At 45.6% G+C, this 12,396-nt stretch carries 15 protein-coding genes; 12 read left to right on the forward strand and 3 right to left on the reverse strand.

Features of this window, described 5'->3' with window-relative positions; all coding sequences use genetic code 11:
• Both VIP81_RS08575 and VIP81_RS08580 read right to left on the reverse strand, forming a co-directional pair.
• Positions 1 to 440, reverse strand: a 440-nt coding sequence (locus tag VIP81_RS08575; RefSeq protein ID WP_331958469.1) for a carboxyl transferase domain-containing protein, incomplete at its 3' end; no start/stop codon positions are given.
• An 86-nt stretch (positions 441 to 526) separates the two neighbouring features.
• Positions 527 to 985 (reverse strand): hypothetical protein, encoded by a 459-nt coding sequence (locus VIP81_RS08580; RefSeq protein WP_331958472.1) that lies wholly within the window; start codon positions 983 to 985, stop codon positions 527 to 529.
• Between the two features lie 149 nt (positions 986 to 1,134).
• Between VIP81_RS08580 and VIP81_RS08585 the strand changes: the two genes are divergently transcribed.
• Together VIP81_RS08585 and VIP81_RS08590 are read left to right on the forward strand one after the other, a co-directional pair.
• On the forward strand, positions 1,135 to 2,118 hold the full coding sequence (locus VIP81_RS08585) for an acyl transferase (protein WP_331958475.1): 984 nt from the start codon (positions 1,135 to 1,137) through the stop codon (positions 2,116 to 2,118).
• A gap of 158 nt (positions 2,119 to 2,276) precedes the next feature.
• Complete coding sequence (locus VIP81_RS08590) at positions 2,277 to 3,140, forward strand: hypothetical protein (protein ID WP_331958478.1); 864 nt, start codon at positions 2,277 to 2,279, stop codon at positions 3,138 to 3,140.
• A 7-nt stretch (positions 3,141 to 3,147) separates the two neighbouring features.
• Here the strand turns inward: VIP81_RS08590 and VIP81_RS08595 are convergent, their stop codons facing one another.
• Complete coding sequence (locus VIP81_RS08595; protein WP_331958481.1) at positions 3,148 to 3,870, reverse strand: hypothetical protein; 723 nt, start codon at positions 3,868 to 3,870, stop codon at positions 3,148 to 3,150.
• A 198-nt stretch (positions 3,871 to 4,068) separates the two neighbouring features.
• Between VIP81_RS08595 and VIP81_RS08600 the strand changes: the two genes are divergently transcribed.
• The 10 genes from VIP81_RS08600 to VIP81_RS08645 all read left to right on the forward strand — a co-directional run.
• The gene (locus tag VIP81_RS08600; RefSeq protein WP_331958484.1) at positions 4,069 to 4,683 is read left to right on the forward strand and encodes a sigma-70 family RNA polymerase sigma factor; all 615 of its coding nucleotides are present in this window, start codon (positions 4,069 to 4,071) and stop codon (positions 4,681 to 4,683) included.
• A 2-nt stretch (positions 4,684 to 4,685) separates the two neighbouring features.
• Positions 4,686 to 4,958, forward strand: coding sequence for a hypothetical protein (locus VIP81_RS08605; protein ID WP_331958487.1), 273 nt, complete (start codon positions 4,686 to 4,688; stop codon positions 4,956 to 4,958).
• A gap of 85 nt (positions 4,959 to 5,043) precedes the next feature.
• Positions 5,044 to 5,364, forward strand: coding sequence for a hypothetical protein (locus tag VIP81_RS08610; protein ID WP_331958491.1), 321 nt, complete (start codon positions 5,044 to 5,046; stop codon positions 5,362 to 5,364).
• Positions 5,365 to 5,451: 87 nt separating this feature from the next.
• Positions 5,452 to 6,279, forward strand: coding sequence for a DUF692 domain-containing protein (locus VIP81_RS08615; protein WP_331958494.1), 828 nt, complete (start codon positions 5,452 to 5,454; stop codon positions 6,277 to 6,279).
• Positions 6,263 to 7,012 (forward strand): DNA-binding domain-containing protein, encoded by a 750-nt coding sequence (locus VIP81_RS08620; protein ID WP_331958497.1) that lies wholly within the window; start codon positions 6,263 to 6,265, stop codon positions 7,010 to 7,012. Before VIP81_RS08615 ends, VIP81_RS08620 begins: the two co-directional genes overlap by 17 nt.
• 3 nt (positions 7,013 to 7,015) lie before the next feature.
• Complete coding sequence (locus tag VIP81_RS08625; RefSeq protein ID WP_331958499.1) at positions 7,016 to 7,447, forward strand: DoxX family protein; 432 nt, start codon at positions 7,016 to 7,018, stop codon at positions 7,445 to 7,447.
• Positions 7,448 to 7,509: 62 nt separating this feature from the next.
• Complete coding sequence (locus tag VIP81_RS08630) at positions 7,510 to 8,472, forward strand: polyprenyl synthetase family protein (RefSeq protein ID WP_331958502.1); 963 nt, start codon at positions 7,510 to 7,512, stop codon at positions 8,470 to 8,472.
• Between the two features lie 205 nt (positions 8,473 to 8,677).
• On the forward strand, positions 8,678 to 8,827 hold the full coding sequence (locus tag VIP81_RS08635; protein WP_331958505.1) for a hypothetical protein: 150 nt from the start codon (positions 8,678 to 8,680) through the stop codon (positions 8,825 to 8,827).
• On the forward strand, positions 8,824 to 10,941 hold the full coding sequence (locus VIP81_RS08640; RefSeq protein WP_331958508.1) for a glycoside hydrolase family 97 protein: 2,118 nt from the start codon (positions 8,824 to 8,826) through the stop codon (positions 10,939 to 10,941). Before VIP81_RS08635 ends, VIP81_RS08640 begins: the two co-directional genes overlap by 4 nt.
• Positions 10,942 to 11,076: 135 nt before the next feature.
• Positions 11,077 to 12,396 (forward strand): DUF6377 domain-containing protein (locus VIP81_RS08645; protein ID WP_331958511.1); only part of this gene is annotated, 1,320 nt, incomplete at its 3' end.

Genomic DNA, 12,396 nt, shown 5'->3' on the forward strand with positions numbered 1-12,396 from the left:
TAGAAGATATCGGCATAACCACCCAGACTTACCACGCCTTCCTGAATTCTGGCACCTCCGCTATCGTTCAATCCAATGAGGGGGGCGCCGTTTTGCATGGCAAGATCCATCACCTTACAGATTTTACGGGCATGGGGTTCAGATAAACTACCGCCATATACGGTGAAGTCCTGTGAGAACACGTAGGTGAGTCTTCCGTTGATAGTACCATAGCCAGTTACCACGCCATCGCCAAGGAACTGCTCCTGGTCGGCGGTGAGGCCGCGGTTACGGTTGGTGACCAGCATATCCAGTTCCTCGAAAGACCCTTCATCCATGAGGAGTTGCAACCTTTCACGGGCGGTCAGTTTGCCCTTTTTATGCTGTGATGCAATGCGTACTTCTCCACCACCCAACATTGCCTCGGCCATTTTTGCCTGTAATTCTTCTATCTTATTCATATGCTAAAAATGAAAGGTAAAGCTAAAAATAAAAGGATTCCTGTTAAGGAATCCTTGGTATGTTGTAAATGTAAGATATTTTGTAATCAGTGTCTTGTCTTATAAATCGGGATTTTGGGGGTGTTGATGGTATCACTGGAATGACCGGCATTATCGAGAACAAAAGCGGTATACCAGAGACTATCAGGGGCCAGACCGCCGTCTTCGTTCCATAACTTGAACCGGTCCGTTGTCATGTTAATGGTCACTTGTGCGTTTACGCTGTTACCCTTATTGCTACCGATAGGTGGCATGGTGGCAAGGGTAAAGCTATCTGTCAGCGGTGGATCAACTGCTTGTGTGTAATTGAGCCTGAATCCGACAAAGTTTTCTATATCTCCATCGCCATCCTGTACTTTGAAGGTTACGTTTAGCACCTGGGTAAAGCTATCCACAGAAGGAACGTCATAATTTAAAAAACTAATGACAGGCTTTGTGCCCACATTGTCCTTTTTACAGGCATAGAACAAACCAGCCACCAGGAACAAAAACAGAATTTTCTTCATAAAACAAACGTACATTAATTTACGAAATATACAAATATTCAGTGGTCACAATACATCTTCTTACAAACGTTTTTTTATGACAATTGTTACTTACTGCGGCTAGATTTATTCTTCTCCCTAACTTTGTTTGATTTTAAAGCCAGATTTACATGACCGCGGTATCACCGGAATATATTTTTTCATTGCAGGAAAGCGGGCTGGAGTCCGCCGCCCTGGAGGTTTTCCGGTATCAGTACCGGGAGAATGACTTGTACCGTGCCTATACGGATGCCCTGCATATATCACCTGCTTCGGTGAAAAGTATCTTAGAAATTCCCTATCTGCCTATACAATTTTTTAAATCCCATACCGTGGTAAGCGGCACATTTGAGCCGGAACTGGTGTTTGAAAGCAGTGGTACTACCCAAACGGTGAATAGCCGTCACCTGGTAAAGTCGTCGGCTATCTATACCCAAAGTTTCATGACGGCCTTCGAACAGTTTTACGGACCGGTAAGCGATTACGTGGTCCTGGGGCTGTTGCCTTCCTACCTGGAGCGGCAGCATTCTTCCCTGGTGCGGATGGTGCAGGAAATGGCGGAGCGCAGCCATCATACTGAAAGTGGCTTTTATTTGTATGAGCATGATAAGTTGTTTCATCATCTGCAGGCATTGGAAGCCCGTGGGCAGAAGGTATTGCTGATAGGTGTGACTTTCGGTTTACTCGACTTTGCAGAGCAGTATACCCTGCAGCTGAAAAATACCATCGTGATGGAAACGGGTGGCATGAAAGGCCGTCGGGAAGAATGGACCCGGCAGGAAGTGCATCATTTTCTGAAAGAAAGACTGGGAGCAGCTACTATCCATGCCGAATATGGCATGACGGAGTTGTTATCCCAGGCCTATTCCAAAGGAGATGGGATGTTTGAAACACCGCCCTGGATGAAGGTACTGTTGCGGGATGAAAATGATCCTTTCCAGATTACTGTGGGCAAAGGCGCCGGCGTGATGAACGTGATAGACCTTGCGAATATATACTCCTGCGCTTTCATTGCCACAGAAGACATTGGCCGAATGCATGCGGACGGCCGTTTTGAAGTATTAGGCCGGCTGGATAATTCGGCGCTGAGAGGATGTAGCCTGATGGTTGGCTAAGCGGAAAGCGGAAAGCATAAAGCAAAAAGCCATTGTAGCGGATCACAAGAGCGACTACGCGTCAATCATCCGCTGCAATGGCTTTTTGCTTTATGCTTTCCGCCTTCCGCTTCATATTAAAATAATTTACCGTACATTAGGACGATAAATCTATTCCTATGAACAAGCGGGTATTCCTGCTGGGGTGGCTGATCCTATGCACCACCGTTACACAAGCCCAGTTCCTGAAAAAAATGAAAGATAAAGTCCGTAGTCTTACTACGGCCAAAGCAGATACTTCGCCGGAAGAAAGCCCCTATGAGGATAGCCATCCGTCGCCGGCTACGGGGAATCCATCATTGATTATTGGTGGAGATGAGCAGGTAACGATAGATTCCGTATTTGAATTTGACATTGCGGTATACCAGGAAATGGAAGCCTGGCAAGGGAATCAGCTGGTGATAAATGGGGGAGAGCAGATTGTAATTTACTACAGCAGTGCGGCGCCCCGAATGGCGATACATCTGCTGAGTAAGAGTACGGGAGCGCGTTACCAGTTTTATGCAGATTTTATCAAAGGGTCGCAACTCAGTATCACGGCTATCCACCAAACAGGGAGCGGCGATAAAGAGAAACTGGACCTGACCACCATGGAGCCGGTGTATCCGGGAGAAACCGGCTATTTAAACCAGCTGGTGAAGACGGGTGCAAAAAAAGTAATTGCGGGTGTGGCCTGTGAAGAATATGAGGCTGATAATGTTAAGACGGACTCCAGCCAGTTGAAAGTAACGAGTCATGCCCTCGTGGGCGCGCGGGTGTGGGTGCCTTTACAGCCGCATACCCTGTTTCCGGGTTATGCATTTATGCCGGAATACTATAAAGATCAGATAGCATCGATGTTGATTGCCGGTACATATCCACCGGTAGCGATGCCACTGGAAATGTTACTGGAATACAGTAATGGAGATAAAGTTGTTACTTATACCACTGATATTGTAAGTGGAGAAAACCGGACCATTCATGTAATGGACGTGATCAGGTAATTATTGCTTAATCATCATCCATGGCCGCCATGTGCAGCAGTGCCGGCAATTTGCCAGGATCGTGCATGATAGCAGAGAGGGAAGCCATATAAGGAAAGGAGTGATGGTCCATACCAAATTTATGAAGCAGGTATACGTCCAGTTGTTCCGGGGAAGTATGTCCCTGGATATAATCACCCAGGTAAAATAAGAAGCGTTGTCTTTCTTTTTCAGATAAGAGCACCAGTGCCACCTTATCTTTCAGGCTGTTGTGTGTGCCGGAAAGGAATATTTTCAGGGCTTGTTTATAATGGCTAATGGTGAGTTCCCCGAAGGAGGTGGGCAGCAATTGGGTACAGAAATAATCTACGGCGATATCACTAAAGAAGCCGGCGCCGTCTTCCGCATCGGGTTCATTATGCCAGGTAGCCCAGTCGAACAGTTGCTGCGGCGTAATAAAGCCGGTGAGCATCGCTTCCAGCTGGTGTATTACGCCTTCCCGGCTGGGGGTGGTATCTGTAGCCTGGGAAATAGCTGCCACTATTTCCTGGTAAAAGTTTTCGTTTAATTCACTGGCGGTCTTAAACAGCAGCCTGCTTATTTCCGTGTGTACATCTTCGTCTTTGTGCTGCACTGGGGTCACACCGCGTAGCTCCTCTAATACCTCCAGTCTTGTTTTAGTACCACGTAAATATGCCTTTAACAATGTAACAAAGTAAACGGACGTTACAGGTGACATTTCATTTTTCATGGGCCGAGTTTAATTCATATTTCATTGGGTACATATCAAAAATAGTACAAAATGCTGAAAAGTGGCTATCCATCCGCTGCCATTTACCATTCCTTAGCTGCCGGTTATCCGCCTTTAACATTTTTTTGGGCTGAAAAGAAAACTAAAAAAGCTAAATTTCCGTAAGCTTTTACAGCAACTATATTGAAAAACCAGTTTATGAGGGTAGAAGCCACTGACTCAACAGTACAACAATCTATGGTAACCTGTAATCCTACTGAGTGGGTAAAGTTATACGCAGATGAACTATACAGATTTGCGTTTATAAAATTATCGGACAGCGGGCTGGCACAAGACCTGGTACAGGATACTTTTTTGAGCGCATTGCAGGCAACAGCGCAATTCCGTGGTGAAAGCAGTGAGAAGACCTGGCTGATGGCCATTCTGAAAAATAAAATAACAGATCACTTTAGGAAATCCGGAAAAGTCCCTATTACGACAAGTATAGATGAGGAGAAAACAGGGGATAGTGACCCGCATCATTTCTTTTTTAATGAAAAGGGACACTGGCGCAAAGAAATGGCTCCCAAAGCCTGGGTAACGGAGATTAGCAGCAAACAGGAGCAAACGGACTTTTACAGTATACTACGCGCCTGCATGGATAAGTTGAGTGAGATGGGTAAGAAGATATTTAACGGGAAATACCTGGAAGAAAAAGAATCCACTGAAATTTGTAAGGAATTGTCTATTACGGCGTCCAACTACTGGGTGATTGTTCATCGGGCAAAACTACAATTAAGAGGTTGCCTGGAAAAAAACTGGTTCAGTAATTGACAATGGGACAACATACACATACCAACTGGATGCCTTGTTGCAAAGAAGCTACGCTGCTGGTGGAAAAGCAGTTACAACAGGAATCATTGCCACTACTGCAGAAAATGGGCTTACGACTGCATTTGTTAATATGTATTTATTGCCGGCGCTATGCAAAGCAGAGCAAGGCCATAGATCAGCATCTCGATGGATTTGTAACGCAAACGGATATACTCCCGGATGAGTCACTGAAATTGAAATGGGAAATGATGATTGCGGAAAAAATGAAAAAATAATTTGAAGTACCTGTAAGGATTTCCTCATCACCACGTCTATCTATCAAACACATATTTTTTTCACTCGGTTTTTAAATCTTCAAAAATGAAAAACAACAAAATTTTATTTTCCGGATCTCTCGTTGCCAGTGCTATACTGGGTTTGGCTGCGCTGCAGGTATCTGCAAAACCAGTTAGTTATACTAACCTTGGTTCCGGTGCTGCTGTGAGAGATGCTTTAACCGGTAATGCTACTGCAGCTAATACTATTGAACTGTCTTGCGGTGCAAAAAAAGATAGTGCTTCTGCAGGTAAGTCAAAGGATGGTAAATGCGGTCAGGGTAAATGTGGAGAAGGCAAATGTGGTAATAAGAAAGGTAAAAAGAGTAGCAAACCTAAAAGCGACTCTACCAAAGCTGGTCAGTAATTATTTTAATAGCTGAAAAGGCCGGTATGGTACGCAACGCCGGCCTTTCACTATTTTTTACCTTAACACCCGTTAAACAGTACGATCATGGTAGGTGTAGGTTTTCGCAGAGAGTTTGCCGAAGCATTAATCAGCGGTGAACATATCAGGCCGGACTTTATTGAGTTTGCGCCTGAAAACTGGATGAACATAGGTGGTTACTGGAAGAAGATATTACACCGTGTGGTGGAAAAATATCCGGTCTTATGCCACGGTCTTTCCCTGTCAATAGGCAGCCCGGAAGAACTGAACAAGGAATTTTTACAATACATCAAAGCCTTTCTCAACGAATATAAAGTACAGTTATATTCAGAGCACCTGAGCTATTCCAAATGTGATAATGCGCATATGTATGACCTGCTGCCTATTCCATTCAGAATGGATGCTGTAAAGCATATTTCGGCACGTATACAGCAGGTGCAGGATTATCTGCAACGCCCGCTGGTAATGGAAATAGTATCTTATTATACACCGGTGGCAGCAGAAATGAGTGAGGTGGATTTTATCAAAGAAGTAGTGAAACAATCCGGCTGTCAGTTGCTGCTGGATGTCAATAATATTTACGTAAATGCTTTCAATCATCAATACGATGCCAAAGCATTTATTCAACAATTGCCGCTGGACAAAGTCGCCTATATCCATATGGCGGGCCATGAGCAGGTGGCGCCGGATCTGATTATAGATACGCATGGTGAACCGATTATAGACCCGGTATATGATTTGTTTGAATGGACCTTACAACATCTGCAACCCGTACCGGTATTGCTCGAAAGAGATTTTAATATACCGGAAATGGCGGAACTGCAGGGAGAATTATCAAGATTGAAAAGTATTTGTCACAAACAATGGAAATTGAAAAATGAACTTGTTGCCTGACACCTATCATATACAGCAAACTTTTTCTGCTTATTGCAGAACAGGAGAAAAAGTGACGCTGCCCGGCGTAGCGCCTGCTCGGCTGAAACACTACCGCCGCATGGTTTTCAATATGATCAATGATACCATGGAAAGTGCCTTTCCGATTGCGTATAAAAATATTCCCACGCGGAAATGGAATGCGATGGTGAAAACTTTTTTCGCCTGTCATGCCTGCCAGTCGTACCAGGTGTGGAAACTTCCCCTGGAGTTTTACACGTATGCAGTAGAGCATAATTGGGAAGATGAATACCAGCTGCCTTTTCTGAATGATCTCCTCGCCTTTGAATGGGCTGAAATGGAGGTGTATAACATGGAAGATGTGCCTGCCCCATCATTTACTTTAACGGGTGATTGGCTGGAAATGCCGCTGGTACTGAATCCCGAACATCGGCTATTGTCTTTCTCTTACCCGGTTCATTTGATGGCGAAGCCCAAAGCACTGCTGGCGAATAAAGGCATTTACTTTGTGTTGTTATACCGTCATCCGGATACCGGCAATGTGGAATTTACAGATATATCGCCCTGGCTGGCTTTTTTAACAGAGCAGCTGGTGATGGGGATAACGGTGAAGGATATACTGGAATATGCACCTCAGCTTGGCATAACGGATACGGACACACTGGAACAGGATACGTTGAACTTTTTGAAACAGATGCAGCAGCAACATTTTGTGCTGGGATTTCAAATATGACATATGCGCACCTACGCTGTTTTGGCCCGCCGTTTATCGGCCTTGAAAGACCTGCCGTTATTGCTGATGCGGCTGGTATTGGCTTATGGTTTTTACCTGCCGGCAAAAATGAAATGGAGTGATATCCATGGCATTGGCGACTGGTTTGGTACCTTACACATCCCTTTGCCGTATGTGAGCGCCTACCTGGTAGGTGTTACAGAAGTAGCCGGTGTAATACTGCTGACCCTCGGATTGTTTGTGCGTTATATTACCCTGCCTCTTATTTTTAGTATGATCATCGCCATTGCAACTGTACACTGGAGTAACGGTTTTGCCGCCGGTGATAATGGCTTCGAAATTCCTCTTTATTATATCGTGATGCTGTTTACCCTTTTTATATTTGGCGGGGGCAGGATAGGGTTTGACTTTTTCCTGGAAAGAAAAATAAAGTAGCCGTCCAGGGAGATTTTCGTGGAGATGTAGTAATTTCGGCCCCATTCATAGTGATCAATTACATGCAGTTAGCCAGGGAAACGATAGGTAGCGAATTACAACGGTTTGAGGAAATATTCAATCACGCCATGCAAAGCGATGTGGAGTTGCTGAACAGGATCATGGCCGATATTGCTGCGCATAAAGGCAAACAGATGCGGCCTATGTTCGTGTTGCTCTGTGCCCGTTTGTGTGGTACTATTAATGAGGGCAGCTACCGGGCGGCCCTGTTGGTAGAAATGCTGCATACTGCGTCGCTGGTGCATGATGATATGGTAGATGATGCCATGAAAAGGCGTAGCGCCTTTTCTGTGAATGCGCTCTGGAAAAATCGTGTATCCGTGATGGTGGGTGACCAGCTGTTTACCAAAGGTGTATTGCTGGCACTTGATAACAATGATCCCGGTTTGCTGAAAATTTACTCCGCTGCCATACAGCAAATGATTGAAGGCGAGTTATTGCAGATGACCAAAGCGAATAAACTGAGTTTTGAAGAAGCCGATTATTTTGAGCTGATCAATGCCAAGACAGCCTCCTTCCTGGCGGCGGCCTGCGCTGCGGGCGCCTCTTCCACCTCCGGCAATCCGGCTACCATACAGTTGCTGCACGACTTTGGTCAAAAAGTAGGAATGGCCTTTCAATTAAAGGACGACCTGTTTGACTATGGTAAGGCAGATGTGGGTAAACCTACCGGCAATGATATTAAAGAGAAGAAAGTAACGCTGCCGCTTATATACACCGTCCAACACGCGGACCCTGTGTTAAAGAAAAAGATCCTTCATATAGTAAAGCACCAGCATACCGATAAAGACAAAGTCAATTTTGTGGTAAACGTAGTGAATCAATCCGGTGGGTTACAATATGCCACCGAAAAAATGATGGCCTACCGCGATGAAGCTTTCCAGTTGCTCTATACTTTTCCCCCTTCACCTGTTCGCGCCGCGCTGGAAGAATTGGTGCGGTATACCACTGACAGAGCCTATTAATAAGCCGTATTTTCCTTTGGTATTTATTATATATAAATAACTGTAATGTAAATATTTGATTTGACAGTCAATACATTGCGGTTCATATCTCTCTAAATCCCCTTATATTTTTTATATTCTCCGAATATTAGTTGCCGCTCCGTGGAGATAGTTATTTTTTTGATGCGTGAATCATTCACTTCCCGTTATCATCTAATTCCCGGTTATGAAAAAGCACTACTACCAACATCCTGGCAGGAAGCAGTTACGTTGTTCCCTGTTTATCCAGTTACCTATTGTCACCGGTGAACGCCACGCCAACGCCATGATCGCAGGCCATCATCATTCAGCGTATTCATCTAACTACTATTTATGATATTCAGACACATCTGCACCTGCTTCCTGCTGCTACTTGCCATGCAGCAGGGGCGTGCACAGGAATTGACAGTACAGCAGGACAAAGTAAAGCTGACATTTGCATTGGATCAACATGGTACGCCACGATATGCAGTGCACCTCGGAGAACGGGTAATCGTGAAACCCTCCGCCATGGGATTTGTATTGCAGGAAGACAGCGTCTTTTATAAAAATTTCAAGCTCCTTGCCAATGAAAAAAAAGAAGTGGATGAAAGCTGGACACCGGTATGGGGAGAAGTAAACCGTATTCGTAATCATTATCAGCAATTGACGGTGCATCTGCAAAAGGATGCATTGTTGCTGGATATTGTATTCCGCGTATTTGCGGATGGGGTAGGGTTCCGGTATGAATTTCCCGAACAACCGACCCTGAATTATTTTGTCGTGAAAGAAGAGCGCACTGATTTTCAGCTGTCGGGAGATCATACTGCCTTCTGGATTCCCGGCGACTATGATACTAACGAATACGAGTATACGACCTCAAAGCTGAGTGCCATCAACAACCGTGACATGGTAGCCGCTTCCACGGCTATAGCAGTGCGGGTGGCGCCGGATGAACATGCCGTGCAAACACCGTTGATGCTGAAAACCAGTGATGGCTTGTATATCAACATTCATGAAGCGGCACTGGTGAATTACTCCGCCATGCAGCTGCATGTAGATACGGCCGGCTTTACCCTTCGCAGCAGCCTGGTGCCGGATGCCGTGGGCAATATGGCCTATCTGCATACACCCTGCACTACGCCCTGGAGAACCGTGATGGTATCGGATAAGGCAGCGGATATCCTCAGCAGTAAAATGATCCTTAATCTCAATGAGCCGTCGGCGATTGCACAAACGGACTGGATAAAGCCCATGAAATACGTGGGCGTATGGTGGGAAATGCAGACCGGCAAAAGTACCTGGAGTTATGCCGCAGATGCCAGGCATACGACGCCCAGTGGAAAACATGGTGCGAACAATGATAATGTAAAGCGGTATATCGACTTTGCTGCTGCCAATCATATTCCCGGTGTGCTGGTAGAAGGTTGGGATACTGGTTGGGAAGACTGGTTTGGTAACTGGAAAGAAAATGTATTTGATTATGTAACGCCTTATCCTGATTTTGATGTAAAAGGATTACAGGCATATGCGGCTAATAAGGGCGTGCAGCTGATCATGCATAATGAAACTTCCGGTGCTGCTACCGACTATGAGCGACAGCTGGATACGGCGTTTCGGTTTATGAAGCAGTTTGGTTATCCGGCGGTAAAAACGGGTTATGTAGGTCGGATTATTCCGCGTGGGGAGCATCATGACGGGCAGTGGATGGTGAATCATTATCAGCGGGTGGCCACCAAAGCGGCGCAGTACCAGGTAATGGTAGATGCCCACGAGCCGATGCGGCCTACAGGCTTGCAGCGTACCTGGCCTAACTGGATGGCCAGTGAAGCGGGGAGGGGCAATGAGTACAATGCCTTTGCCAATGGCAACCGGCCGGAACATGAAACCATTCTGCCCTTTACGCGCCTGATCGGCGGCCCGATGGACTATACCCCCGGTATCTTCAAATTAACCGGTTATAGCAGCTGGGATTCGACCAAAAGGGTACATACAACCCTGGCCAAACAGCTGGCTTTATATGTGACCTTGTATTCTCCCCTGCAAATGGCGGCAGATTTACCGGAAAACTATGCACTGCATCCCGATGCGTTTCAGTTTATCCGGGAAGTGCCGGTAGACTGGGACGATACCCGCATACTGGCAGCAGAGCCAGGTGATTATATCAGCATTGCCCGGAAGGGCAAGGGGAGTGACAATTGGTATTTGGGTGCTATCACCGATGAAAACAGCCGGCAGCTGGAAACAAGTTTGTCGTTCCTGGATGAAGGGAAGCAATACGTGGTGACCATGTATGCCGATGCCCCTGATGCCGATTGGTACCGTAACCCGGAGGCCTATACGATCCGTTCCTTTATTGCAAATCAACATACCACGTTATCACTCAAGTTGGCCAGCGGTGGCGGCGTCGCCATCAGCCTGGTGCCCGCCACAACGGCACAATTAAAAACAATAAAGCCCTATCGTAAGTAGTTGCCCGGGTTTTCCTGATGTTGGAATTTTGGAATATTGTTTCTATAATACAGTCCGAATTCACCCAGGTGGATCTCGACCGGATCTAAGAAACAATATTCCAAAATTCCAACATCGAAAATCCCTACATCAGCGATGAAACGAATCCTGCTGTTCCACGTAGTATGCCTTTTTTTTGTGAAAGGATACACTCAGTCCCTGAAGGCGTCTTTGCCTGCACTCAACCAGGTTATCGCGCAGGCAAATGTGTATGACCAGGCGAAGCAGCGGGAAATCGACAGCCTGCAGCTATTGGCAGCATCTTCCCCGGCAGAAAGTGATTTGCACAAACGCTACCATCTCTACGCCAGTTTGTTCGAAGCGTATAAGATCTATAAATACGACTCTGCTTATAGTTATGCCCGCAAAATGGAGGAAATAGCGAGGGTACTGCGGGATGATGCGTTACTGATGGACACCCGCGTAAAACTTTCCTTTACCCTGTTATCGTCCGGCATGTATAAGGAAACAGCGGAAACGCTGGCCGGCATTCATGCGGCGCAACTGGCAGATAGTAACAAAGCAGGTTACTATGCATTGATGGCACGCTTTTACTATGATTTGGGAGATTTTAATAAAGATACTTTTTACACCCCCTTATATACCATCCGGGCCGGCACCTATATAGACTCCGCACTGGCCCTCTGGCCCACTAACAGTTACGATTATATTTATTACACCGGGTTAAAAGCATTGAAGACCGGCCGTAATGATACTGCGCTGGTATATTTCCAGTCGCTGTTGAATCGTAAAACATTGTCGCTCCATGAAATTGCGGTTACTGCTTCTACGCTGAGTGTATTCTATACCAAGCAGGGCGACGATGATAAAGCGATAGAATTGCTGATCCTTGCAGCTATTGCAGATATTAAAACGTCTACCAAGGAAACTTCTGCCACTTTTATTCTGGCTAATTTATTATATAAAAAGAATGATGTGAAAAATGCGTCTGTATGTATTGAACAGGCGATTGCAGAAGCTACTTTTTATGGAGCACGTCAACGGAAGGTACAGGTCAGTGCTATTCTGCCATTAATTGAAGCAGAGAAAATCAGCATCGTGGAGAGTCAGAAGAAAGTGCTGCTACGTTATGCCGTTACCGTTACCCTGCTGTTGTTGCTGGTGATTGGCCTCGGTGTCATCATTTATAAACAGGTGAAACGATTAAAGGCAGCACAGCTGGTGATTTCGGCTGCACATGAAAAAGAACAGGCGATCAACCGCCAGCTGGCAGATACTAATGATAAGTTATCGGATGCAAATAAAATTAAGGAGCAATATATTGGCTACTTCTTTAACATCAATGCGGCCTTTTATGAGAAGATCGAGAAGTTTAAAAAATCAATTGATAAAAAAGTAGCTGATCGCAGATTGGATGATATCAGGCAACTCTCCAATACCATCAACCTGAAAAAT

Source organism: Chitinophaga sp. (genome assembly GCF_036566945.1).
In the GTDB taxonomy this organism is placed as follows: Bacteria; Bacteroidota; Bacteroidia; order Chitinophagales; family Chitinophagaceae; genus Chitinophaga.

Bases quoted from the DNA above. Each gene is read 5' to 3' on its own strand.
- VIP81_RS08620 (WP_331958497.1), top strand. From the start codon at position 6,263: ATGAACTTGTTGCCTGACACCTATCATATACAGCAAACTTTTTCTGCT.
- VIP81_RS08605 (WP_331958487.1), top strand. From the start codon at position 4,686: ATGGGACAACATACACATACCAACTGGATGCCTTGTTGCAAAGAAGCT.
- VIP81_RS08580 (WP_331958472.1), bottom strand. From the start codon at position 985: ATGAAGAAAATTCTGTTTTTGTTCCTGGTGGCTGGTTTGTTCTATGCC.
- VIP81_RS08590 (WP_331958478.1), top strand. From the start codon at position 2,277: ATGAACAAGCGGGTATTCCTGCTGGGGTGGCTGATCCTATGCACCACC.
- VIP81_RS08610 (WP_331958491.1), top strand. From the start codon at position 5,044: ATGAAAAACAACAAAATTTTATTTTCCGGATCTCTCGTTGCCAGTGCT.
- VIP81_RS08625 (WP_331958499.1), top strand. From the start codon at position 7,016: ATGCGCACCTACGCTGTTTTGGCCCGCCGTTTATCGGCCTTGAAAGAC.
- VIP81_RS08615 (WP_331958494.1), top strand. From the start codon at position 5,452: ATGGTAGGTGTAGGTTTTCGCAGAGAGTTTGCCGAAGCATTAATCAGC.
- VIP81_RS08640 (WP_331958508.1), top strand. From the start codon at position 8,824: ATGATATTCAGACACATCTGCACCTGCTTCCTGCTGCTACTTGCCATG.
- VIP81_RS08585 (WP_331958475.1), top strand. From the start codon at position 1,135: ATGACCGCGGTATCACCGGAATATATTTTTTCATTGCAGGAAAGCGGG.
- VIP81_RS08600 (WP_331958484.1), top strand. From the start codon at position 4,069: ATGAGGGTAGAAGCCACTGACTCAACAGTACAACAATCTATGGTAACC.
- VIP81_RS08595 (WP_331958481.1), bottom strand. From the start codon at position 3,870: ATGAAAAATGAAATGTCACCTGTAACGTCCGTTTACTTTGTTACATTG.
- VIP81_RS08630 (WP_331958502.1), top strand. From the start codon at position 7,510: ATGCAGTTAGCCAGGGAAACGATAGGTAGCGAATTACAACGGTTTGAG.
- VIP81_RS08635 (WP_331958505.1), top strand. From the start codon at position 8,678: ATGAAAAAGCACTACTACCAACATCCTGGCAGGAAGCAGTTACGTTGT.